At 75.2% G+C, this 22,334-nt stretch carries 22 protein-coding genes and 1 tRNA gene; 5 read left to right on the forward strand and 18 right to left on the reverse strand.

Features of this window, described 5'->3' with window-relative positions:
- The first annotated feature begins 85 nt into the window (after positions 1-85).
- Positions 86-910, forward strand: a complete 825-nt coding sequence (locus ACFWN3_RS06165; protein WP_377644438.1) for a class I SAM-dependent methyltransferase — start codon at positions 86-88, stop codon at positions 908-910.
- On the opposite strand, the gene ACFWN3_RS06170 is transcribed toward ACFWN3_RS06165, so the two are convergent.
- Positions 907-1,500, reverse strand: a complete 594-nt coding sequence (locus ACFWN3_RS06170; protein WP_377644439.1) for a nuclear transport factor 2 family protein — start codon at positions 1,498-1,500, stop codon at positions 907-909. The two genes, ACFWN3_RS06165 and ACFWN3_RS06170, sit on opposite strands and share 4 nt — an antisense overlap.
- Positions 1,488-1,859, reverse strand: coding sequence for a cupin domain-containing protein (locus ACFWN3_RS06175; protein ID WP_377644440.1), 372 nt, complete (start codon positions 1,857-1,859; stop codon positions 1,488-1,490). The genes ACFWN3_RS06170 and ACFWN3_RS06175 overlap by 13 nt, the downstream gene beginning before the upstream one ends.
- Before the next feature lie 133 nt (positions 1,860-1,992).
- Here ACFWN3_RS06175 and ACFWN3_RS06180 point away from each other — a divergent pair, with 133 nt between their 5' ends.
- On the forward strand, positions 1,993-2,451 hold the full coding sequence (locus ACFWN3_RS06180; protein ID WP_377644442.1) for a MarR family winged helix-turn-helix transcriptional regulator: 459 nt from the start codon (positions 1,993-1,995) through the stop codon (positions 2,449-2,451).
- A gap of 5 nt (positions 2,452-2,456) precedes the next feature.
- Here the strand turns inward: ACFWN3_RS06180 and ACFWN3_RS06185 are convergent, their stop codons facing one another.
- The gene (locus ACFWN3_RS06185; RefSeq protein WP_377644444.1) at positions 2,457-2,849 is read right to left on the reverse strand and encodes a thioesterase family protein; all 393 of its coding nucleotides are present in this window, start codon (positions 2,847-2,849) and stop codon (positions 2,457-2,459) included.
- A 117-nt stretch (positions 2,850-2,966) separates the two neighbouring features.
- Between ACFWN3_RS06185 and ACFWN3_RS06190 the strand changes: the two genes are divergently transcribed.
- On the forward strand, positions 2,967-4,022 hold the full coding sequence (locus ACFWN3_RS06190) for an SGNH/GDSL hydrolase family protein (RefSeq protein WP_377644445.1): 1,056 nt from the start codon (positions 2,967-2,969) through the stop codon (positions 4,020-4,022).
- A 49-nt stretch (positions 4,023-4,071) separates the two neighbouring features.
- Here the strand turns inward: ACFWN3_RS06190 and ACFWN3_RS06195 are convergent, their stop codons facing one another.
- Positions 4,072-4,461, reverse strand: a complete 390-nt coding sequence (locus ACFWN3_RS06195) for a RidA family protein (protein WP_377644447.1) — start codon at positions 4,459-4,461, stop codon at positions 4,072-4,074.
- 184 nt (positions 4,462-4,645) lie between these two features.
- On the opposite strand from ACFWN3_RS06195, the gene ACFWN3_RS06200 reads away from it, so the two are divergent.
- A complete protein-coding gene (locus ACFWN3_RS06200) occupies positions 4,646-5,869 on the forward strand; it encodes an acetyl-CoA C-acetyltransferase (RefSeq protein WP_377644449.1) in 1,224 nt (407 codons plus the stop codon).
- A 9-nt stretch (positions 5,870-5,878) separates the two neighbouring features.
- On the opposite strand, the gene ACFWN3_RS06205 is transcribed toward ACFWN3_RS06200, so the two are convergent.
- From ACFWN3_RS06205 to ACFWN3_RS06255, 11 genes are all read right to left on the reverse strand, one after another.
- Positions 5,879-6,169 carry a hypothetical protein gene (locus tag ACFWN3_RS06205; protein ID WP_377644450.1) on the reverse strand — a complete coding sequence of 97 codons (291 nt, stop codon included), beginning with the start codon at positions 6,167-6,169 and terminating at the stop codon, positions 5,879-5,881.
- 68 nt (positions 6,170-6,237) lie between these two features.
- The gene (locus ACFWN3_RS06210; RefSeq protein ID WP_377644451.1) at positions 6,238-7,080 is read right to left on the reverse strand and encodes a Bax inhibitor-1/YccA family protein; all 843 of its coding nucleotides are present in this window, start codon (positions 7,078-7,080) and stop codon (positions 6,238-6,240) included.
- Between the two features lie 50 nt (positions 7,081-7,130).
- Complete coding sequence (locus ACFWN3_RS06215; protein ID WP_377644452.1) at positions 7,131-9,284, reverse strand: PAS domain S-box protein; 2,154 nt, start codon at positions 9,282-9,284, stop codon at positions 7,131-7,133.
- A 143-nt stretch (positions 9,285-9,427) separates the two neighbouring features.
- Positions 9,428-9,502: transfer RNA gene (locus ACFWN3_RS06220), tRNA-Leu, on the reverse strand.
- A 154-nt stretch (positions 9,503-9,656) separates the two neighbouring features.
- Positions 9,657-10,694 (reverse strand): hypothetical protein, encoded by a 1,038-nt coding sequence (locus tag ACFWN3_RS06225; protein ID WP_377644454.1) that lies wholly within the window; start codon positions 10,692-10,694, stop codon positions 9,657-9,659.
- Entirely contained in the window at positions 10,691-11,023 is a 333-nt protein-coding gene (locus tag ACFWN3_RS06230; protein ID WP_377644456.1) for a PadR family transcriptional regulator, read from the reverse strand. The genes ACFWN3_RS06225 and ACFWN3_RS06230 overlap by 4 nt, the downstream gene beginning before the upstream one ends.
- A gap of 230 nt (positions 11,024-11,253) precedes the next feature.
- Complete coding sequence (locus tag ACFWN3_RS06235) at positions 11,254-12,198, reverse strand: exopolyphosphatase (RefSeq protein ID WP_377644458.1); 945 nt, start codon at positions 12,196-12,198, stop codon at positions 11,254-11,256.
- Entirely contained in the window at positions 12,195-12,764 is a 570-nt protein-coding gene (locus ACFWN3_RS06240) for a DUF501 domain-containing protein (protein WP_377644460.1), read from the reverse strand. Before ACFWN3_RS06240 ends, ACFWN3_RS06235 begins: the two co-directional genes overlap by 4 nt.
- Positions 12,761-13,306: a septum formation initiator family protein gene (locus ACFWN3_RS06245; protein WP_377644461.1), complete on the reverse strand. Its 546-nt coding sequence runs from the start codon at positions 13,304-13,306 to the stop codon at positions 12,761-12,763. Before ACFWN3_RS06245 ends, ACFWN3_RS06240 begins: the two co-directional genes overlap by 4 nt.
- A gap of 20 nt (positions 13,307-13,326) precedes the next feature.
- Positions 13,327-14,619: a phosphopyruvate hydratase gene (eno, locus tag ACFWN3_RS06250; RefSeq protein WP_377644463.1), complete on the reverse strand. Its 1,293-nt coding sequence runs from the start codon at positions 14,617-14,619 to the stop codon at positions 13,327-13,329.
- A 99-nt stretch (positions 14,620-14,718) separates the two neighbouring features.
- On the reverse strand, positions 14,719-15,687 hold the full coding sequence (locus ACFWN3_RS06255; RefSeq protein WP_377644464.1) for an SDR family oxidoreductase: 969 nt from the start codon (positions 15,685-15,687) through the stop codon (positions 14,719-14,721).
- A 162-nt stretch (positions 15,688-15,849) separates the two neighbouring features.
- On the opposite strand from ACFWN3_RS06255, the gene ACFWN3_RS06260 reads away from it, so the two are divergent.
- A complete protein-coding gene (locus ACFWN3_RS06260; RefSeq protein ID WP_377644466.1) occupies positions 15,850-16,593 on the forward strand; it encodes a hemerythrin domain-containing protein in 744 nt (247 codons plus the stop codon).
- 19 nt (positions 16,594-16,612) lie between these two features.
- Here the strand turns inward: ACFWN3_RS06260 and ACFWN3_RS06265 are convergent, their stop codons facing one another.
- The 3 genes from ACFWN3_RS06265 to ACFWN3_RS06275 form a co-directional block, all read right to left on the reverse strand.
- Entirely contained in the window at positions 16,613-19,999 is a 3,387-nt protein-coding gene (locus ACFWN3_RS06265; RefSeq protein ID WP_377644467.1) for a BTAD domain-containing putative transcriptional regulator, read from the reverse strand.
- A gap of 158 nt (positions 20,000-20,157) precedes the next feature.
- On the reverse strand, positions 20,158-21,090 hold the full coding sequence (locus ACFWN3_RS06270) for a pseudouridine-5'-phosphate glycosidase (protein ID WP_377644469.1): 933 nt from the start codon (positions 21,088-21,090) through the stop codon (positions 20,158-20,160).
- Positions 21,087-22,256, reverse strand: coding sequence for a PfkB family carbohydrate kinase (locus tag ACFWN3_RS06275; RefSeq protein WP_377644470.1), 1,170 nt, complete (start codon positions 22,254-22,256; stop codon positions 21,087-21,089). Before ACFWN3_RS06275 ends, ACFWN3_RS06270 begins: the two co-directional genes overlap by 4 nt.
- Between the last annotated feature and the right edge of the window lie 78 nt (positions 22,257-22,334).

Raw genomic sequence — 22,334 nt, forward strand, 5'->3', positions numbered from 1 at the left:
ACGACCGCGCGAGGCCGCCCGCCGTGGGAAACCGCGGCGGGAAACCCGGAGGCGCCGACCGTGCGCGGTGCGCCACGATGACGCCATGGACGACTACCTCGCCGTGAACCGGCTCAACTGGGACGAGCGCGCCCCGGCCCACGCCGAGAGCCCCGACTACGGGTTCGACAGGTTCGTCGCCGACCCGGCGCACCTCAGCACCGTCGTCCGCTTCGACCAGCCGCTCCTCGGCGACGTCGCCGGGCTGCGGGGCCTCCACCTCCAGTGCCACATCGGCACCGACACGCTCTCGCTCGCCCGGCTCGGCGCGACGATGACCGGCCTCGACCTCTCGCCGGCCTCGCTCGAGCAGGCCCGCCGCCTCGCCCGGGAGGCCGGCCCGGACGTCGACTACGTCGAGGCCGACGTCTACTCGGCCCCGCAGGCCCTCGGCGGTCGCACCTTCGAGCTCGTCTACACCGGCATCGGGGCCCTGTGCTGGCTGCCGGACATCGAGCGGTGGGCCGACGTCGTCGACGCCCTCCTCGAGCCCGGCGGCCGCCTCTTCCTCCGCGAGGGCCACCCGATGATGTGGGCCGTCGACGACGGCCACACCGACGTCCTCGCGCTCGGCTACTCCTACTTCGAGACGCCGGAGCCGTGGGACGAGGACGAGCCGGGGACCTACGTCGCGACCGACGTCGAGTTCGAGCACAACCGGGCGATCTCGTGGAACCACGGCCTCGGCGAGACGATGACCGCCCTGCTGTCGCGCGGCTTCGAGGTCACGGGGTTCGTCGAGCACCGCAGCGTCCCGTGGGACGCCCTGCCGGGCCGGATGGTCAAGGGCGAGCTCGACGAGTGGAGCCTGGTCGAGCACGCCGACCGGCTGCCGCTCACCTACACCCTCCAGGCCCGCAAGGGGCGCTAGCCCACCCGGTCGGGGTGGTCCGGCCGACGGCCGGAGAGGTCCTGCTTCTCGCCGTGGAGGTACACGCTGACGACGGTGTCGTCGCCCGGCTGGTGCTCCTCGCGCACCGGCGTGACCTGGGCCTGGACGCAGAACCAGGCGCCGTCGTGGCGGACGTAGGTGTCGGTGTACGTCGACACCTCGACCCGCGCGGCGGTCGCCCCACCGGGTGTGGCGAGGACGTACCGGTTGGTGGCCCGGACGAGGGCCACGCCGCCGACGACAGTGATCTGCTCGTCGCGCGTGTCCCAGTACGGGATGCGGTCCGCGGAGAAGCCGGTGGCCCACTGCGCGAGGTAGGTCGCGCGGTCGAGCCGGGCGCCGTCACCCTGGATCGTCACGAAGTCGGGGTGGAGCAGCGCGTCGTGCGCCACGACGTCGTTGGTGACGAAGTGGTGGATGAAGCGCGCGTTGATCGCCCGCAGGTCCTGCACGGCACGGGGCGAGGCGAGGTACTCGGCCTCGGCCGTGTCGCCCGGTGTGGACGTGCGAGCGCCCTCCGTCGTGCCCGGAGCTCCCGCCGTCCCCGCCGGGCCGCTCACTGCGCCCACGGCGGCGTGAAGGCGTCGGTACCGACGACGGCCTGCCCACCGACCGGGAGGCAGCACAGCAGGCGCAGCGGCTCGTCGTCGCCGTTGCGCAGCTCGAGCTCGACGCCCGGTGGCACGACGATCGCGTCGCCCGGGCCGGCGTCGAACCGCTCGGTGTCGAGGCGCACCTCGGCTCGGCCACCGAGGACGACGAAGACCTCCTCACGGGTCAGCGAGTGGGGGGTGGCGGGCGTCCCGGGAGCGATCTCGACCTGCCAGACCGAGGTCTCGGCCGTCCCGCGACGGGGGGTCGCGAGGGAGGTGAAGCGGGTGCCGTCGAGGTCGTGGCGCGGGGCCTCGCTGAGGGGCAGCACGGTCATGGTCGTCCTTCCGGAGTCGGTCGTCGGTGTCGGCCGAGGGTAGGCCGACCTTCGCCAACTAGTCAAGCCACTTGACCATCAGACGGTCGGCGCGCTCGCGGCGTCGCGGGCGGCGTCCCCGTACGGTGACCTCGTGGACGACTCGACCCCGCTGGCCCGGCTGCTGGCCATGTCCTTCCGGCTGATGATCGATGACCTCCACGCCCGGCTCCGCGAGCGCGGCTGGGACGACGTCCGCCCGGCCTACGGCTTCGTGCTCCTCGCCCTGCGCGACGGGTCCCTGCGCGCCAAGGACGTGGCCACCCTCATGGGCACGACGAAACAGGCGGCCTCGCAGCTCGTGGCCGCGATGGAGGCGGCCGGCTACGTCACCCGGGTCGCGAGCGCCCGCGACGGACGGGCGCGCGACCTCGCCCTCGCCGGGCGCGGTCGCGAGCTGCTCGCGGCGGTCGAGGAGGTCTACGCGCAGATCGAGGACGAGTGGGCCCGGCGGGCGGGGGCGGACGCGCTGGCCACCGCACGCCGCGCGTTGTCCGCCGTCGTCATCTCCGGGGACGACTCCGTGCCGCCGGCCGTGCGTCCCGTCTGGTAGCGGGGTCACTGGCCCCGGCGGGAGGGGCCGTCGAGGAAGCGGGCGGCGTCGACGACGACGCGCTCCACCGAGCCCCGCGCCAGGAGCCGGCCGGAGGTGTCGTGCGCCTCGACCGCGAACGCGACCCGCCGGCCGTCGACGCCCGTGACGACCGCGGCGGCCACGACCTCGGTGCCGGGGCCGCTCGCCGCCAGGTGCTCGACGTGCACGACGGTGCCGACGGTCGTCTCCCCCCGGGCCAGCGACCCGTCGAGGGCGGCACGGGTCGCGGCCTCGACCCACGCCACGAGGCGCGGCGTCCCCAGGACGGGGAGGTCGCCCGAGCCGAGGGCCTGCGCCGTGTCCTCGTCGCCGACGACGTGCCGCACCCGGCCCTGCGCTCCCACCGCGACGTCCACCCGCCCACCGTACGGCCGGGGCGGATCGGCCGAGCGGGCGAGGACGGCCCGAACCCGTCACGAGCCCCCGGCCTGCGGGGTTACCGTGGGAGACCCGCGAGAGGAGCCGACCGACCCATGGGACGAGCACGCCGAGCGCGCAAGATCGTCGCCACCGCCGCCTACGGCGGGGGCGGGCTGGCGGCTGCCGGTGCGGCCCTGGGCGCGGCGGGGTGGGGCGTCATCAAGGCCGAGGCAGCGCTCGCGCGCCGGGTCATCGGCCACCCCTTCGACGACTCCCCCGACGACGCCGGCGTCTACGGCGCCGGGACCGGGACCCCCTACGAGCTCGTCGTCCTCGGCGACAGCTCGGCCGCGGGGCTCGGCGCCGACTCTCCCCACGAGACCGTCGGCGCCATCGTCGCGTCCGGCGTCGCGGCCCTCACCGGGCGCCGGGTGCGCCTGACGAACCGTGCCGTCGTCGGCGCCGAGTCCAGTGACCTCGAGCGCCAGCTCGCCTCGGCGCTCGAGGAGGTCATGCGCCCGGACGTCGTCCTCGTCATGGTCGGCGCCAACGACGTGACCCACCGGATCGAGCGCTCGGCGTCGGTGCGCTCCCTCGAGCAGGTCGTGCGGCGGGCCCGGGCGCTCGGCTGCGAGGTCGTCGTCGGCACCTGCCCCGACCTCGGGACGGTCATGCCCGTCCGCCAGCCGTTGCGGGCCCTGCTCCAGCACTGGTCGCGCGACCTCGCGGCCGCCCAGACCGTCGCGGTCGTCGAGGCCGGCGGCCGGACCGTCTCGCTCGGCGACCTCCTCGGGGAGGAGTTCCTGCGCGCTCCCCACGAGCTGTTCAGCAAGGACCGCTTCCACCCCTCCGCCGCCGGCTACGCGCGCGTCGCGGCGGCGCTCCTGCCCAGCGTGTGCGCCGCCCTCGGCGTCTGGGGCGCCGACACGACCGACCGGCCCCCGGAGCCGCGCCGTGGCGAGGGCGTCGGGCCGGTGTCCGTCGCCGCCGGCCAGGCCGTGCGCGAGGCCGGCACCGAGGTCGCCCCCACCCAGATCGGCGGGCAGAGCCGCGGCCCGCGGGGGCGCTGGGCCGTGCGGCTGCGCCGTCGCCCCGACCACGTCCCCCCGGCCGAGGACACGCCCGTCCTGCACGCCGCGGACGGCGCCGGCGAGCCGGCCGACGCCTGACCGTCCCGGTCCAGGGGCCGCACCCCGGCCCGGCTCGGCGCAGCTCGGCTTAGCCGGCGACGATGGCCTCGAGCTCGATCTCGACCCTCCACCGCTCGTCGACGAGGCCCGCGACCCGGACCATCGTGCTCGCGGGGCGGATCGACCCGAAGATCTCCCCGTGGACGGTCGACACCGCATCGACGTCGTCGACGTCGGTGATGTAGTGCCGGGTGCGGATGACGTCGTCGGGTGTCCCGCCGAGCTCGGCGAGCGCCGCGAGGGCGATCTCCCAGCACCGCCTCGCCTGCTGGGCCGGGTCCTTGGAGACGTGTCCGTCGTCGTTGATCGGAGCGGTGCCGGAGACCGCGATGTGCTGGCCGACGCGGACCGCGCGGGAGAACCCCACGCTCCCCTCGTACGGCGACCCTGACGAAGCCCGGCTGCGCGTGGTGTCCATGGGCCCATCCTGTCCCTCTTGGGCGCCGAGCACGACCCCTGACGTCGAGGTCGGCGAGACCGAGCCCACACCCCCGCCCGGTGCCGTCGGGCCGGGTCGACACCTACGCTGGGCTCGCCAGTGAGCGAGCGCTGCGCGACCGGTCCGGTCCGGTCGCCCGCCGCCCCGATGCCAGGAGGATCCCGTGACCGAGGCCGTCATCGTCGCCACCGCCCGCACCCCCATCGGACGGGCCTTCAAGGGCTCGCTCAAGGACGTGCGGCCCGACGACCTGTCGGTCCAGGTGGTCCGCGGCCTCCTCGACCGGCTCCCCGGCCTCGACCCCGAGACCGTCGACGACCTGTACTGGGGCTGCGCCGAGCCGTCGGGCAGGCACGGCTCGAACATGGCGCGCGTCATCGCCGTCCTCGCCGGGCTCGACCGCCTCCCCGCGGCGACGGTGAACCGCTTCTGCGCCAGCTCGACGCAGACGATGCGGATGGCCTTCCACGCGATCAAGGCCGGCGAGGGCGACACCTTCCTCGTCGGCGGGGTCGAGTGCGTCTCGCAGTACACGAGCTTCACCGGGGCCGGGGGCAGCGAGGGCGACGCGCAGAACCCGCTGTTCGCCGAGGCCGCGGCGCGCACCGCCGAGACGGCCCGGACCAACGCGGTGTGGACCGACCCGCGCGAGGAGGGCCTGCTCCCCGACGTGTACGTCGCGATGGGGCAGACGGCCGAGAACGTCGCGACCTCGCGGGGCATCTCGCGCCTGCGCCAGGACGAGTGGGGCGTCACGAGCCAGAACCGCGCCGAGAAGGCCATCGCCGACGGCTTCTTCGCCCGCGAGATCCTCCCGGTCACCCTCGCCGACGGCACCGTCGTCGCGACCGACGACGGGCCCCGCGCCGGGGTGACGCTCGAGGCGGTCCAGGGCCTCAACCCCGTCTTCCGCGAGGGCGGCACGGTCACCGCCGGGAACTGCTGCCCGCTCAACGACGGCGCCTCGGGCGTCGTCGTCATGAGCGACGCGCGGGCCGAGTCGCTCGGCCTGACGCCCCTCGCCCGGATCGTCTCCACGGGGGTGTCGGGCCTCTCGCCCGAGGTCATGGGCCTGGGTCCGGTCGAGGCGTCGCGGCAGGCGCTCGACCGTGCCGGCCTGGGCATCGACGACATCGACCTCTACGAGATCAACGAGGCGTTCGCCTCGCAGGTGCTCGCCAGCGCCGACGACCTCGGGATGGACCCCGAGCGGCTCAACGCCCACGGCGGCGCCATCGCCCTCGGCCACCCGTTCGGCTCGACGGGCACCCGCATCATGACGACCCTGCTCAACGGGCTCGAGGCACGTGACGGCCGCTACGGCCTGGAGACGATGTGCGTCGGCGGCGGGCAGGGGATGGCGATCGTCGTCGAGCGCCTCACCTGAGGGTCCGCCCTACGGCAGGGCCCGGCGGAGGCCGGCCAGCAGGTCGCCGACGCCCTCGCCCGCGTCGGCCGCGCAGGCGTCCCAGACGAGGACGGCGAGCTGGTCGGGCACGACGGCCGGACCGAGGTCGGGCACGGTGGCGCCCGTGGTGGCGGCGGTGCGGGTCGCGAGGTCGTCGAGGACGGCGCGCACGGCCGGCAGGGACTCCTCCGCCCGGTCGAGCGGGAGCTGGGCCCAGCGGGTGCGGATGCGGTCGAGCTCGCGGCGGGCGTCCTGCGGCACGACGTCGACGCCGCTCACCCCGCCGACAGACGGCACCGCCGGGGCAGGTGAGCCTGCCCCGGCGGTGTCGTGCGTGCGGTCGTCGGTCACTCGCGCAGGCGGGCGAACAGGCGGAGGAACTCGATGTAGAGCCACACCACCGTGACGATGAGGCCGTGGGCGAGGAGCCAGGAGTACTTCTGCGGGGCCCCGCTGCGGATCGCGTACTCGATGGCGTCGAAGTCGAGGGCCAGCGAGAAGGCGGCCAGGCCGACCGCGAAGAGCGAGATGCCGATGCCGAGCATCCCGGTGCCGCCGAAGCCGAACGGCTGGCTCGAGAACGACGCGTAGACGAAGTTGACGACGGCGAAGATCGCGTAGCCGAAGATCATCATCGTCATGATCCGGCGGAACTTCGCCGTGACCTTGATGAGCCCGAAGCGGTAGGCGAGGAACATGCCGACGAAGGTCGAGACCGTGGCGAGCACGGCCGTGGGGACGATGCCCTCCCAGCCCGGGACGCTGTTGAAGAACTGGCTCACGGCGCCGACGAACAGGCCCTCGACGACGGCGTAGGCCACGATGAGCGGCACGCTGAGCGTCTTCTTGAAGGCGATGACGAGGCCGAGCACGAGCGTGGCGACCATCCCGCCGATCCACACCATCCCGCCGAGCGCCGGGCTCGCGGCCGCGATGCCCCAGCCGACGGCCCCGAGGACGAGGACGATGGCGAAGAGCCCGAGGGTCTTCATGATGACGTCGTCCATGGTGACCCGGTCGGTCTGCACGGGACCGGCGGGCTCGCGGTTGTACATCTCCTGCAGCTGCTGCGCGGACATGGCGTCCTGCGCGGCAGGCGCCGCGGACATCCCCTGGCCGCCGGAGCGGAAGCCGGCGTAGCCGCCCTGGGCGTCCTTCTCGAGGCGGTTGAAGGCCGGGTTGCTGGCCACTGTTCCTCCGTGTGGTCGAGGCGGTGGTGTCCCACCGCGCTGTCACCAGACTAGACGTGCGGCCGGTCCCCGGTGTTCCCGCTGTGGGCTCCCTGTGCGAGCAGGTGCTCCTCGAGCCGGATGAGCTCGCGGGCCAGGGCTTCGGAGTGCCGCTCGGCCCGCTCGCGCTCCACCACCCGGGCGAGCTGGGCGCCGAGGTGGCGCATCACGAGCTCGGCGTCGGTGTCGAAGGGGTGCGGGGCGGTGCTGAAGAACTCGAGGACGCCCGCCGACTCCTCGCCGACGAGGATCGGGACCCCGCTCGCCGAGACGAGCCCGGCGTCGCGGCCGGCGAGGTCGCGCGAGGAGCGCGGGGCCGGCAGCTCGGGCAGCCACACGGTCCGGCGCTTGGCGAGGACCTCGGCGGGCAGCGCCAGTCGCTCGGGCACCTCGGCCGTCGTCTCGGCGATGAAGTCGGCGACGACCGCGCGGTCGAGCTCGACGTCGACGTGCCAGACGTGGTGGCGCAGCTCTCCCGTCATGTCGTCGAGGAGGTAGACGTGGGCGACGTCCCAGCGGCCGTGGTCGCACACGGCGACGAGGGCGGCATCGAGGGCGTCGCCGACCGAGGTCGCCGAGTTGGCCACCGCGGCGATCGTGCCGAGGACCGCGAGGGTGCGGGCCCGCCGCTCGAGGGCCTGCTGCTGCGCGTGGCGCTCGGTGGTGTCCTGCATGACGAGCCCGAACCCGCGCAGCGCGCCGGCCTCGTCGCGCAGGGCCGTGAGGACGGTCGTCGCCCAGAACCGCTCGCCGCCGCGTCGCAGGCACCAGCCCTCGTCGCGCGCGCGGCCGTCGGCGACGGCCCGCTTGAGCAGGGCGGCGGCGCGACCGGTGTACGGCGCCTCCTCCGGGAAGAACACCGACAGGTCGCGCCCGAGGATCTCGGCCTCCGCGTACTGCTTGATGCGGGCGGCGCCCTGGTTCCACGACACGACGCGGCCCTCGGGGTCGAGGTTGACGATCGAGTAGTCGCTCACCTGGTCGACGAGGCGCTCGAGGCTGGCCTCGCGCTCGCGCAGGTCGGCCTGGAGGGTGCGCTTCTCGGTGACGTCGCGGAAGCTCCACACGCGGCCGACGGGCACGCCGCCGACCCACTGGGGCTGGGAGTACCGCTCGAAGACGCGGCCGTCGGCGAAGCGGAGCTCGTCGACGCTCGTGGCCTCGGGGTGGTCGTAGAGCCGGTGGACGCCCTCGATGAAGGCGGCGGGGTCCTCGAGCTGCTCGACGACGTAGTCGAGCAGCGAGGAGTCGTCGCCCGCGGCCAGGATGTCGTCGGGGACGGCCCAGAGGGCGGCGAAGCGCGAGTTGTGCCCGACGATGCGCTGGTCGTGGTCGACGACGAGGATGCCGTCGACCGTCGACTCGAGCGTGGCGGTGAGCAGGGCCAGCGAGGTGACGGCCCGCTCGCGCTCGGCGATGCGCGACTGGGCGAGGGCGACGAGGCCGGCGGCCCACGTCGGCACCTCGAGCTCGGGTGCCGGGGGCTCGACACCGGGCGCGTAGGTGAGCACGACGCGGCCGCGCACGCTCCCGTCCTCCCCCCGGACCTCGGCGTCGGTGCGGGCGCCGTCGGCGGGCACGGCCTCGACGTCGGTGCGCAGGGCGACGCGCGGCTCGAGCCCGTCGAGCTCGATGCTGCACGCGACGGCGGACGTGGCGGCGACGCCGGCGGTCGGGAGGTCGGCGATGACCTCGGCCAGGGTGGCCGAGCCGGTGAGCCGCTCGACGACGGCGGCCTGGGCGGCGAGCATCCGCTCGGCGCGGCGCTGGGTCGTGACGTCGACGAGGTAGCCGTCCATGACGGCGCGGCCGTCGTCGGAGCGCGCCACGACGGCGTCGTCGAGGAGCCAGACGACCCGGCCGTCACGGCGGATGACGCGATAGTCCGAGCGCGCCCTCGTGTCGACCTCGAGCTCGGTCTCACTCGTCATGAGCCGCTCGCGGTCGTCGGGGTGGAGCAGCGAGAGCCAGAGGACACGGTCGGCGATGAGGTCCTCGGGCAGGACGCCGAGGATCTCCTCGATGGCCGGGCTGACGTGCAGCCACTCGCCGTCGGGGCCGGGTTCCGCGACGTACACGGCGATGCCCAGGCGGTGCTCGAAGGCAGCGGCACCGGAGGACGGGCGGCTGGCCCAGTCCTCGTACGCGCTCTCGGTCCTCGTCACGGGTGCTGTGTCCCCACGGTGGTCGGCATTCCCCTGCCTCCCGCAGGATAACCACGGGTCTCGCGCCACCGCGCTCGAATCGGGCCCGACGGGCCGTTCGGTCGCACGTCCTCGCCGGTTCGGCGGTCCCGGGGTGCCCTCCGTGCCCCCGACGGGTCTCGAACCCGCACCTGTGGCGCTTTTAAGGCGCCTGCCTCTGCCAGTTGGGCCACGGGGGCGGGGCCACGGTATCCCGCGGCCCCGCCGGCGGCACCCGACCTCCGCCGCCGCCATCCCTCCATCGCCTGCGCCTCCCTCCGTCGCGTGCCACGGCGCGGTCCGTGCGGTGGTCACCGCACGGACCGCGCCGTCGGGCGAGATCTGGGTCGGTGCCTAGGGGGTGGCTGTCGGGCCCGGCGTGGTGCTCGACCCGGTGGAGGGGGTGGGCGAGGCACTCGGCGACGGGGGCCCGCTCGCCCCGGAGGACGGCGCCTCCGACGGTGACGGTGAGGGCGAGGGCGCCACCTGCTCCGGCAGCGGGGAGATCGACAGCGGGGGCACCCACGACTCGGGCTCCCCCGACCACGCGTCGCTGCCGCTCCCGCGCACGGGGAAGACGGAGAGGGTGACCGTGTCGGGTGGCCACGCCGTCGCCTCGCCATCGGGTCCCGTGACCACCGTGACGACCGACGGGTCGAGGGAGACGGGCTGCCCGAACTGGTCGAACACGCGGGCGCCCGGGACCCGCTGGCCGGCGGCGTCGTAGACGTAGAGGTTCGAGACCGATCCGCCGTTGACCCACACGCCCGAGTCCGAGACCGCGCTGCCGACGACCTCGGTGCGGCTGTCGAGCACCCACACCGCGACGGGGACGAGGGCGAGGGCGGCCACGACGTTGACCACGGCCAGGAACGTCCCCGGACCGGAGCGGACCTCGCGGGCGGCGATCACCCGGCCGGCCCAGAACGACAGGCTGGCACCGAGCACCATGAGCAGGAACCGGCCCCCGCCGAGCATCGCCGCGACGACCCCGCCGAGGGCCACGCCGCGGGCGACCCACCACACCGGACGCAGGTCGCGCAGCCACGGCGAGCGGGTGAGCGTGCGGGCGCCGGCGGCCCGCAGGGCCACCGCCACCTCCGCGACGACACCGCGACGGGTCCCCACCCCGTAGCGGCTCCCCTCCGCACGGGGCGGGAGACCGGCGGCGGCGCGCAGCTCCGACGCATAGGCCTCGGGCTCGCCGAGGAGGTCGCCGAGGCGTGCCCCGGACTCCGCCGCGCGCTCGGCGAGGTCGGCCTGCATCCCGGCCGTGAGGTCGTCGACCTCCTCCTGCGGGAGGTCGCCGAGCCAGGCCCGGACCGCCCCGACGTAGTCGAGGACGTCCGCGTCGGACGCCCTCGGGCTCCCGATCACCGTCGTGTCGTTCATGACCGCACTCCCGCCTGGTCCAGCAGACCGTCCATCGTCCGGGCGAACTCCGCCCACGTCTTGCCCTGCGTCTTAAGGACCGTGCGCCCCTGGGCGTTGATCCCGTAGTACTTGCGGTGCGGCCCCTCGTCCGAGGGCACGACGTACGACGTCAGCGCCCCCGCCGAGTACAGGCGCCGCAGCGTCCCGTAGACCGAGGCGTCGCCGACCTCCTCGAGCCCGGCGGCCCGTAGCCGCCGCACGACGTCGTAGCCGTAGCCGTCCTCGCGTGCCACGACCGCGAGGACCGCGAGGTCGAGCACTCCCTTGACCAGCTGGGTGCCATCCACGGCCCCACCTCCTCGCCATCGATCCGTTGGTGTGGATCGCACACTACCGCGCACTCCGTATTACCGCCGCAACCGCAGCACCACGAGCGTGTCGCCCGTCGCCGGCGCGTGTGCCCAGGCGGTCGCCCCGGCAGCCACCTGAGCACACGCGACGGCACCTCCCCGCGGCGTGTGCTCAGGCGGTCGCTCCGGCAGCCACCTGAGCACACGCGACCGGAGGGGGGAGCGGGTCAGAGGAGGGAGAGGGCGATGCCGTCGAGGATGTCGTGCTCGCTCGTCACGACCTCGGCCCCGGGCGAGCGCTCGAGGACGCGGTCGAGCACCTCGGCCCAGACCAGTGCTCCCGCGCCGATGACGTCGACGCGGCCGGGGTGCATGTACGGCAGCGTCGCCCGGTGCTCGCGCGTCATCGCGAGGAGGTCGGCGCACGCCCCCAGGTGGTCGGCCGCCGGCACCCGGGCGAGGTGGATGCGCTCGGGGTCGTAGCGGGGCAGGTCGAGGGCGCGAGCGGTGACGGTCGTGATGCTGCCGGCGAGGCCGACGACGGCACCGATGCCGTCGAGCGGGACGGCCTCCTCCGCGGCGTCGAGGGCGGCCCGCACGTCGTCCCGGGCCGCGTCGACCTCGGCCGCGGTCGGCGGGTCGGAGCGCAGGTGGCGCTCGGTCATCCGCACGCACCCGACGTCGACCGACCGCCCCGCCTCGACGTCGGTCGTCCCGCGGACCAGCTCGGTGGAGCCGCCGCCGAGGTCGACGACGAGGTAGGGGCCCGGCAGGCCGAGCGCGCGGAGGTCTCCGGTGGCTCCGGTGAACGACAGCCGGGCCTCGGTGTCGCCCCCGACCACCTCGGGCGCGACGTCGAGGTCACCGAACGCGGTGCGCACACCCTCGACGAACTCGTCGGCGTTGCGGGCGTCGCGCGAGGCGGAGGTCGCGACGAACCGGACCCGCTCGACCTCGGCCCGACGGCAGACCTCGGCGTACTCGCGCGACATCGCGAGGGTGCGCTCCATCGCCTCTGGGGCGATGACGCCGGTGCGGTCGATGCCCTGGCCGAGCCGCACGACCTCCATCCGGCGCACGACGTCGACGAGCCGTCCGTCCGCGTCGACGTCGGCGACGAGGAGACGGATCGAGTTCGTGCCGCAGTCGACGGCCGCGACGCGCGGGCTCACGCGCCGTCCTGCGCGGCGGACGCGCCCGGGGCGGCCGGGGCGTCCGAGGCGGCCGGGGCGTCGAGGGAGCACGGGTGGTTGACCCACCACGGGTCGAGGAGGTCGAGGGTCTCGTCGCCGAGCGGGTTGACCCCGGGGCCCGCCCCGAGGGAGTGCGCCGCGAGGACGTGGAGGCACTTGACGCGCGTCGGCATCCCCCCGGCCGACACCCCCGCGACCTCGGGCACCTCGCCGAGCTCGGCCCGGCGGCGGAGGTAGTCCTCGTGCGCCGCGCGGTAGGCGGCGGCGAGGTCGGCGTCGGCCTCGAGGCGCTCGGACATCTCGCGCATGACGCCTTGGCTCTCGAGCGTCGACACCGCCCCGGTGAGGCGCGGGCACGTCGCGTAGAAGGAGGTCGGGAACGGCGTGCCGTCGGGCAGCCGCGGCTCGGTGCGCACGACGTCGGGCTCGCCGCACGGGCAGCGGTGCGCGACCTCGGCCACGCCGCGGACGGGGCGCCCGAGCTGTCGCGAGACGGCGTCGAGGTCGGCCTGCGCGACGGGCGGCAGGTCGGGACCTGCGGTCACCGGCGGGCGCCCGGGGCGTCGGCGGTTCGCGTGGACTCCCAGACCGCCTGGTACCAGGCCATCTCGGGTGCGGCGTCGTCGGCGAGCACCTGCACGGGGTCGGCGGTGCCTGCCGACGGCTCGGCGTCGAGGACGGTGTAGGACCGCTCCCCCGGCTTGACGAACTTCAGCCGCTGGCGAGCCTGCTGCTCGACGTAGGCGGGGTCGCGCCAGCGCTCGCGCTCGTCCTCGAGCTCGGCGACGTCGCGCTCCTGGGTGGCGACCCGCTCACGCAGGGCCGCGATGTCGTGCCGCTGGCCGACGTAGGCGGCGACCGTGGACCCGAGCAGGACCATGAGGAACGCGAGGATCGAGACGAGGACGAGCCCCCGGCGCGCCCGCCGGTCGGTGGCCGCCGAGGTCAGCCGGCCGCGCCAGCCACTGCGGACGGGCCCGGCGACCTTGGGCGCGACGGTCGCGGCCCTGGCCGCCGGACGCGCGCGCCCGGCGGAGGGGCGTCGCGGAGGTCGCGACGCCGGTCCGCGGGAACGTCCGGTGGCCATGCCTCGAATCCGCCTCTCGCTCAGCCCTGCTGGCGGTTGGCGAAGCGCGGGAACGCGCCGGCGCCGGCGTAGACCGCCGCGTCGTCGAGCTCCTCCTCGATGCGCAGGAGCTGGTTGTACTTCGCGACGCGCTCGGACCGCGCCGGGGCACCGGTCTTGATCTGGCCGCAGTTCGTCGCGACCGCGAGGTCGGCGATCGTCGTGTCCTCGGTCTCGCCCGAGCGGTGGCTCATCATGCAGCGGTAGCCGTTGCGGTGCGCGAGGTCGACGGCGTCGAGGGTCTCGGTGAGCGAGCCGATCTGGTTGACCTTGACGAGGAGCGCGTTGGCGGTGCCCGTCTCGATGCCGCGGGCGAGGCGCTCGGGGTTGGTGACGAAGAGGTCGTCGCCGACGAGCTGCACCTGGGTGCCGAGGCGGTCGGTCATCGCCTTCCAGCCGTCCCAGTCGGACTCGTCGAGGGGGTCCTCGATGGAGACGAGCGGGTAGCTGGCGACGAGGTCGGCGTAGTAGTCGATCATCTCGGCGGAGGTCTTCGACCCACCCTCGAAGGTGTACGTGCCGTCCTCGTGGAACTCCGAGGCCGCGACGTCGAGCGCGAGGCCGATCTGCTCACCCGCGGTGTACCCGGCCTTGTCGATGGCCTCGAGGATGAGGTCGAGCGCGGCGCGGTTGCTCGGCAGGTTGGGGGCGAAGCCGCCCTCGTCGCCGAGGCCCGTGGCCAGGCCCTTCTCCTTGAGGACGCCCTTGAGCGCGTGGTAGACCTCGGTGCCCCAGCGGAGGGCCTCGCGGAAGGTCTCGGCGCCGATCGGCGCGATCATGAACTCCTGGATGTCGACGTTGGAGTCAGCGTGGCTGCCGCCGTTGAGGATGTTCATCATCGGCACCGGCAGGACGTGGGCGTTGGGGCCACCGACGTAGCGGAACAGCGGCAGGTCGGCCGAGTCGGCGGCGGCGCGGGCCACGGCGAGCGAGACGCCGAGGATGGCGTTGGCGCCGATCTTCTCCTTGTTGGCGCTGCCGTCGACGGCGAGCATCTCGGCGTCGACGAGGCGCTGCTCCGAGGCCTCGAAGCCGATCAGCTTGGGCCCGAGCTCCTCGATGACGGCGTCGACCGCCTTCTCGACGCCCTTGCCGAGGTAGCGGCCCTTGTCGCCGTCACGGCGCTCGACGGCCTCGAAGGCGCCGGTGGACGCGCCGCTCGGGACGGCCGCCCGGGCGAGGGTGCCGTCGTCGAGGGCGACCTCGACCTCGACGGTGGGGTTGCCGCGCGAGTCGAGGATCTCGCGGGCGCCGACTGCCTCGATGGTGGCCACGCCGTACTCCTGGGGGTGGGGCGGAAGGGGATCGCCTCCGAGCGTAGTCCCCGGCGCGCGCCATCCTCCCGACCGACCCACCCCCCGGACGGCCCGTCCTCAGGCCTGCCGTCCCGGCTCCGCCCCGGCCGGCGCACCGTCCTGGGCGCCGGCCTGCACGCCGTGCTCGGCGACGACGCGCGCGACGAAGTCGACGAAGTCGGTCGGCGGCCGGCCGAGCAGGCGCCGCGTCTCGGCGAGCTCGCGCGCGGAGGCGGTGACGGCGAAGCCGCGCAGCTTCTTGAACGAGGAGATCCAGTCGTCGCGGCGGTACCCGGTGAGGTGCCGGCTGAGGGCGGCCTCGATGGCGGCGTCGTCGTCGCCGCGGTAGCGCACCGGGCGCCCGAGCGCCTCGGCCCACACCCGGGCGCACTCCGGCCCGGTGAGCGAGCGCGGCCCGACGAGGGAGTACGAGCCCGCCGGGAAGGACGGGTCGAGGAGGACCCGCGCGGCTGCCTCCCCGACGTCGAGGAGGTCGACGCGGTTGAGGCCCTTCGGGTGTGCCGGGTGGACGAACTCCCCGCCGCGGATGACGTCGAGGAGGACCTCGTCGTTCTGCATGAAGTTGCTGGGGGTGAGGATGACGGCGTCGGTCGCCGAGCGCTCAACCATCCGTCCGATGACGATCTTCCCCCGGTAGCGCGGGAGGAGCAGGCCGTAGCCCAGCCGCATGGCCCAGCTCGCGAGGGCGGTCCGCCCGAAGACGTGGATCCCGGAGAACACGAGGCGGGCGCCCTCCTCCTCGCAGACGTCGATGACGGTGCGGGTCAGCTCGACCTCGTCGGCCTCGTGCGGCGAGACGTGGAAGACGACGTCGACCCCGGCGACCGCCGCGACGAGCGAGGCGCGGTCGCGCAGGTCGCCGACGCGCACGTCGAGGCCGTCGGAGGAGGCGAGGCGCGACGGGTCGCGCACGAGGACGCGCGGCTGGACACCGCGGGCGCGCAGGGCGCGCACGACCTCGCGGCCCATGAGGCCGGTGGCGCCGAGGACGAGGATCGTGGGCGGGGCAGCGGGTGAGGTGGACACGGGGGCTCCTTCGGTGGTGGTCGGTGTGTCGGGGACGACGGTGCCGCCGGCTGCTTGGCCCGTGCTTCGACGCCCGCCCCAAGCCGCACCCAAGCGCTCCCCCGCACCGTGGGGGTCCTCGCAGGCACCGAGCCTGCGCACCGACCGTCCAGGAGGACCACGATGACCGCCCGACCCGCCGCCGCGCCGAGCCGCCGGCAGCTCGACCTGCCCGGCCAGACCCACGTCGCCGAGGGCCCGCACGACCACACCGGCATGTACGTCATGCACCACGCCTTCCGCCGCGACCTCGCCGCGTTCGCCGCCTCGGTGCGGGCCACGCCGCTCACCGACGTGCCGACCTGGCAGGCGCTGGCCCGCCGTTGGGACCGGTTCGCGAGCTGCCTGCACCACCACCACACCGCCGAGGACGAGCTGTACTGGCCCGCCCTCCTGCGGGCCGCCGAGGCGCGCGGCACCGGCGCCGACCTCGTCGAGGTGCGCGCGATGTCCGAGGAGCACGCCGACATCGACCCCCTCGTCGAGGCGTGCATCAGCGGGTTCGCCGCCGTCGTCGACCACCCGTGCGAGGAGCACCGCAACGCCCTCGACATCCGCGTCGCCGGCCTGCGCGAGGTCCTCGGCGAGCACCTGCGGCACGAGGAGACCGTCGTCCTCCCCCTCGTGCAGCGGGTCATGACCACGGAGGAGTTCACGGCCGTGGAGGCGGCGATCGGCCGGTCCTACCCGCTGCGCGAGACGGCCTTCCTCATCGGGTGGGCCATGTCCGGGCTGCCGCCGCAGGGCCGTGAGGCGATGGTCGCCCTGGCGGGGACGCCCTACCGGGTCCTCCACGCCCTCGTGCGGGGCCGCTTCGAGCGCGGCGAGCGCGCCGCCTTCCGCCACGGTGGGGGCGGGACCCTCTGACGAGCCGACGCCGGGACCGTCAGAAGCCGAGGCCGGCCCGGCGCTCGTCGAGCCAGCGGAGGTAGGCCACCTGGCCCCACTGCGTCGCGAGCGCCTCTGCCTCGACGGCGAGCGCGGTGGCCCGCGCGGTCTCCCCGAGCACGGCGTGGGCGACCGCGCGGTACCCGTCGACCGGTCCCGCCACGGAGGAGATCCCGGAGACGACGAAGCGCCCGGCCGCGGCGTCGAGCACCTCGAGCCCGGCACGGGCGAGGTCGTGCTCGCCGAGCGCGGCGGCCGCCTCCACCCGCTCGGAGGCGTCGCTGAGGACGTACCAGACGTCGCGCAGTGGGGCGAGGGGGGCGCGGTCGAGCTCGGCCCGCAGCTCGGTCACCCGGCCGTCGAGGGCGAGCAGCTGCATCACCGGACCCCGGACGAAGTCGTCCGGGGCGCCCCGGAAGTGCTCGAGGAGGGCGTCGAGGACGAACGGGCGCACCGACGGCCGCCACGTCGCGGTGAGGTAGCTGATGCCGAACTCGGTCCACTCCAGGGCCGGCGTCACGAGCTGCTCGTTCTGGCGACGCATGGCGTCGGCGTGCGCGTCGGCCGCGGCGTCGTCAGCCCGCAGGAGCGAGAGGCTGAGCCGCACGAAGTGCAGGACGAACTCGACGTAGGCGAGCCGGCGGCGGCGGGCGATCTCGTCGGCGGCCGCCGAGTGCTCGAGCCAGCCATCGAGGTCACCGTCCTCGACCGCGATGCCCGCCGCGGCGAGGTGCGCCACCGCGAGGGCCGCCTCGTCACCGCCCTCGCGCGCCGCCTCGACCTCCTCGTGGGCGAGGGCGCGTCGCCGGTCGAGGTGGGCCACCCGCCACATGGCGAGCCACCCGGAGCGGGCGGCCCAGGCGCGCAGCGACGGGTCGCCGAGCCGGCGGGCGACCGCGACGCCCTCGTCGACGAGCGCCTCGACCTCCGGCTCGGACCCGGGCCGGTAGTACAGCTGCACCGCGAGCGCGAGCATGAGGACGCACCGGACGGGCGAGTCGTGGTGGTCGAGGCCCTGCAGCGAGGACCGGAGGTCGTCGACGAGGTCCTCGTCGACCTCGTCGTGCTCCTGGGGGAGCCAGGCCGAGTAGCGGGTCAGCTCGGCCGCCGCCCCCGCCACCCGCTCGGGGTCGTCGTCGGCGTGCGCCAGGGCCACCGCCTCGACGACGGCGCTGACGACCGGGCGCCACTGCGCCGCCCAGGCCGCGGCCGCGCTGAAGTCGAGGAGGAGGTCGTAGCGCTCCTCGCGGGTGCCGGCCGGGTCGAGCGCGTGGGCGTCGAGGGCGGCGCGGTACAGCTGGGCCGCCTCGACGTTGGCGGCGTCGCGGCGGGCCTCGGCCGCGGCGGTGGCGGCGGCCCGCCACGCCCGGGCCGCGTGGACCGGCCCGGCCGCGAGCCAGTGGTGCGCGAGGTCGAAGGCGCGCTCGGCCGGCGCGAGCGCCCCCCGGGGGGCCGACTCGAGGGCATGGGCGATCCGCGCGTGGGTCCGGGCCACCCGTGGAGGGGACGTCGCGGCGAGGACCGCGTCGCGGGTCAGGGCGTGCTCGAAGACGAGGCGCCCGTCGTCGCGCTGGTGGACGATGCCGGCGTCCTGGGCCGGCTCGAGCCGGTCGGCCACCTCGTCGGGGGCCCAGCCGCCGACGTGGGCGAGCAGCAGCGGCGAGTGCTCGCGGCCCAGCGCCGCCGACACGAGGAGCACCTCGCGCGTCGGGTCCGGGAGGTCCTCGAGCCGGCGCGCGACGACGGTCTGCACCGACTCGGGCACCTCCTCGCGCCACGACCCGCTCGTCGTGGCCAGCCGGGCGAGCTCGACGAGGAAGAACGGGTTGCCCCCGGTGCGCCGGCGCCACGTGTCGACCTGGTCGGGATCGGCCTCCGAGCCGGTCACCGACGAGACGAGGGCGCGGGCGTCCTCGGCCCCGAGGCCGCCCAGCTCGACGGTGCGGCCCCCGTGCCGGGCCAGGGCCACGGCGAGGTCGGCCAGCGGGCCCGTCGGCTGCGGGCGGGCGCGGCGGGTCGCCAGCAGGGCGACGGGGTCGCCGGGCCCCAGGGTCGTCACGAGGTGGCTCAGCGCGCGCAGGGTCCGGGTGTCGGCCCAGTGGAGGTCCTCGACGACGAGCAGCACGGGCCCGGACCGCGCCCGCTCGCGCACGGCCCGGGCCAGCGCGTCGTGGACCGCGAACGCGCGCTCGGGTCCGACGTCGTCGGCGCCGGGCCCGCGCGCGAGCTCGGCCGGGCGGTCGACCCCCAGCCCGTCGAGAAGGGCGAACCAGGGCCAGAGCGGTGGGGCCCCGTCGTCCTGCGAGCAGCGGCCGACGGCGGTCGTCATCCCGAGGCCGGCGGCGGTCGCGAGGGCCTCGTCGACGAGGCGGGTCTTCCCGGTGCCGGGCTCCCCCACGACGAGGACCGACCCCGGGGTGCCCGCCACGGCCGCGCGGAGCACGGCGGTGAGGACCTCCTGCTCGGCCTCGCGGCCGACCGTCGCCCAGCTCCCGGACGCCACGGTCGGTGGCGCGGCGGCGGCGGGTGGGGCGAGCGCGTGGACCGGGGTCGCGACCTGCGGGCGCAGCCACGCGCCGAGCCCGGCGTCCTGGCGCAGGACCGCCTCCTCGAGCGCGCGCACCTCGGGCCCCGGGTCGAGGCCGAGCTCGTCGGCGAGCAGCTCGCGGTACCCGCGCAGGACCTCCAGCGCCTCGACCTGCCGTCCGGTGCGCACGAGAGCGAGGGCCTGCAGCGAGCGGGTCCGCTCGCGCAGCGGGTGGCGCGCGCCGGACTGCTCCGTCGCCGCGAGGACGGCCGCGTGCTCCCCGAGCGCGAGCAGCCCGAGGGCGGTGTCCTCCTCGGCGGTGGCGCGCAGCTCGTCGAGGGCGGCGCGGTCGGCGATGACGGCCGGGTGGTCGCCGAGGTCGGCGTAGGCCGTCCCGCCCCACGTCCGCAGCACCTCCTCGAGGGCGTCGACGTGGGCCGCCACCTCCTCCCGGGAGGGCCACGTCGCGTCCGGGCCGGTGGTCAGCTGGGACCACAGGGGCGCGAGAGCGGAGTGCCGGGCGCGGACCTCGCGCGCGAAGGCGACGGCGTCGACCTCGGCCGGGTCGATGTCGAGGCGGTAGCCGTCGTCGGTCGTGACGAGGACCGTGGGCCGGGCGCGCGGTGCGAGGTCGGGCTCGAGGACGCGGCGCAACCCCGAGATGTAGGCGTGCAGCGTCCCGTGGGCGCCGGCGGGCGGGTCGTCTCCCCAGACGAGGTCGACGAGACGGTCGGCGCTCGTCGTCGTCCTCGGCGCGAGGGCGAGCGCGGCGAGGATGCTGCGCGGCTTGCGGGCGGCGAGGGGCACGGGACCGCTCGGCCCGTCGACGACGGTGCTCCCCAGGACGCGGACCCTCACGAGCGCCCACGATAGCCAGCGACGGTGCAGGTCAGACAGGGGTTTCGGGGGGCCGGTCCGGGTCGGTCCGCGACGGGCGCGGTCCGGCCGGTCGGCGGCCGGCCCGTGGTGGGCGCGGCGCCGTCGGCGCCCTCGCGACGCAGGGGTTGGCGGCGCCCTCAGCCGAGCGCGGTGTACGCGACCGCGATGGCGGTGCCGACCCGGGCGTTGTTGCGGACGAGGGCGAGGTTGGTCGTCAGCGAGCGCCCGTCCGACAGCTCGACGAGGCGACCGAGGAGGTAGGGCGTGATGTCCTTGCCGGTGATGCCGAGGCGGTCGCTGTCGGCGAGGGCCCGGGCGATGACGGCGTCGATGTCCTCGCGGACCATCTCGTCCTCGGCCGGGACCGGGTTGGCGATCGAGATGCCGCTGCCGAGCCCGAGGTCGAACTGCGCGCGGATGAGGGCGGCGGCCTCCTCGGGCGTGTCGACGCGCATCGGGACGGGGATGCCGCTCGAGCGCGAGAAGAAGCTGGGGAACTCGTCGGTGCCGTAGCCCACGACGGGCACCTCCATCGTCTCGAGCACCTCGAGGGTGCGGCCGATGTCGAGGATCGACTTCACGCCGGCGGAGATGACGGCGACCTCGGTGCGCGACAGCTCGGTGAGGTCGGCCGAGACGTCCATGGTGTCGTGGCCGCCCTGGTGGACCCCGCCGAGGCCGCCCGTGACGAACACCCGGATGCCGGCGAGGGCCGCGATGCGCATCGTGCTCGCGACGGTCGTGGCGCCGTGGACGCCCGTGGCGACGACGTGGGCGATGTCGCGGACGCTGACCTTGCGGATGCCCTGGTCCGCGCCGAACATCTCGAGCTGCTCGTCGGACAGGCCCACGGTGGGTCGGCCGTCGAGGATGGCGATCGTCGCGGGCACGGCTCCGCCGTCGCGGACGATCTGCTCGACCTCGCGGGCCATGGCGACGTTCGCCGGGTACGGCATCCCGTGGCTGATGATCGTCGACTCCAGCGCCACCACCGGACGGCCCTGCTCGAGGGCTTCGCGGACCTCGGGGGCGACGGCGAGCATCGGGTGGGGCGCAGCGGTGGTGCTCATGCGGGGATCTCCTGGGTGGACGGCTGGTGGGGGGTCAGGTGGGCCGCGACGAGCGCGGTCGTGAGGTCGGGCCGGACGGTGTCGGACGACGCGACGGTGAGCGAGGCGAGGACCTGGCCGAAGCGCGCGGCCTCGACGACGTCCTCACCCGAGAGCAGGGCGTGGACGTAGCCGGCCGTCATCGAGTCGCCGGCCCCCGTGACGTCCTCGGCGGTCGCGTCGGGTGCCGACACGAGGACGACGCGGCGGCTGCGCGCCGGAGCGTCGCCGGCGGGCCGCGCCGCGACCGACAGCAGGCTGCCACTCGTCCCGCGGCTGACCCAGACGTGCTCGACGCCCCGGTCGTGGAGGAGCCCCGCGGCCGCCACGACGCCCTCGACGTCGTCCCGGACCGGGCTGCCCACGAGGGCGGCGAGCTCGGCGACGTTGGGGGTGACCGTGTGGATGCGCACCGTCCCGTCGAGGACGGGGGCGGCCTCGGTGGCCTTGGCCACCGAGACGGGCTCGAAGATGCCGGGGATGCCCGCCTCGTCGGCGGCCGAGAGCAGCCAGCGGATGACGGGCGCGGCGAGGTTGGCGTCGACGACGAGGGCGTCGGCCCCCTCGAGCAGGGAGGGGACGACCGCGAGGTCGGCCACGGTGAGCTCGTCGGTGGCCCGCATGTCGGCGACCGCGACGAGGAGGTCTCCCCCGTCGTCGAGGACGGCGGCGTAGGTGCCCGTGGGGTGGACCGAGGTGACGACGTGGCGGCACTCGACCCCAGCGGCCTCGGTGCGGGCGACGACGGTGCGCCCGGCGAGGTCGTCGCCGACCGCCGCCACGAGGACGGTGGGGCTGCCCAGCCGGGCGAGGTTCTCGGCGATGTTGCGCCCGACGCCGCCGACGGTGGAGGTCGAGGTGCCGGGGTTGCTCGAGCCGATGACGGGGGTGACGGCGATGCGCATCTTGGCGTCGAGGACGGCGCCCCCGACGACGACGACCGAGTCGGCCTCGGGGCGCACGATGTAGCCGCGGCCGAGGACGACGCCCTTGCGGCCGAGGTTGCTGAGGTGGACCGAGACCGCGGCGCGGGTCGAGCCGATGCGCTCGGCGAGGGCGGCGGCGTCGAGGAGCGGCTCGGCGCGCAGCAGCGCCACGATCTCGCGTTCCCTCGCCGTCAGGTTCACATTGCAGATATTAAGCGCACTTGCACGACCAAAGCAACCCGATGTCGGCGGCCCTCCCCCTCGGGCGGTCGACATCGC

This window comes from Oryzobacter terrae, from assembly GCF_042756445.1.
Taxonomy (GTDB): domain Bacteria; phylum Actinomycetota; class Actinomycetes; order Actinomycetales; family Dermatophilaceae; genus Oryzobacter; species Oryzobacter terrae.

Excerpts from the sequence above, each read along its gene's own strand:
- ACFWN3_RS06165 (WP_377644438.1), top strand. The coding sequence starts at position 86 with ATGGACGACTACCTCGCCGTGAACCGGCTCAACTGGGACGAGCGCGCC.
- ACFWN3_RS06175 (WP_377644440.1), bottom strand. The coding sequence starts at position 1,859 with ATGACCGTGCTGCCCCTCAGCGAGGCCCCGCGCCACGACCTCGACGGC.
- ACFWN3_RS06190 (WP_377644445.1), top strand. The coding sequence starts at position 2,967 with ATGGGACGAGCACGCCGAGCGCGCAAGATCGTCGCCACCGCCGCCTAC.
- ACFWN3_RS06195 (WP_377644447.1), bottom strand. The coding sequence starts at position 4,461 with ATGGACACCACGCGCAGCCGGGCTTCGTCAGGGTCGCCGTACGAGGGG.
- ACFWN3_RS06225 (WP_377644454.1), bottom strand. The coding sequence starts at position 10,694 with ATGAACGACACGACGGTGATCGGGAGCCCGAGGGCGTCCGACGCGGAC.
- ACFWN3_RS06245 (WP_377644461.1), bottom strand. The coding sequence starts at position 13,306 with ATGGCCACCGGACGTTCCCGCGGACCGGCGTCGCGACCTCCGCGACGC.
- ACFWN3_RS06260 (WP_377644466.1), top strand. The coding sequence starts at position 15,850 with ATGACCGCCCGACCCGCCGCCGCGCCGAGCCGCCGGCAGCTCGACCTG.
- ACFWN3_RS06270 (WP_377644469.1), bottom strand. The coding sequence starts at position 21,090 with ATGAGCACCACCGCTGCGCCCCACCCGATGCTCGCCGTCGCCCCCGAG.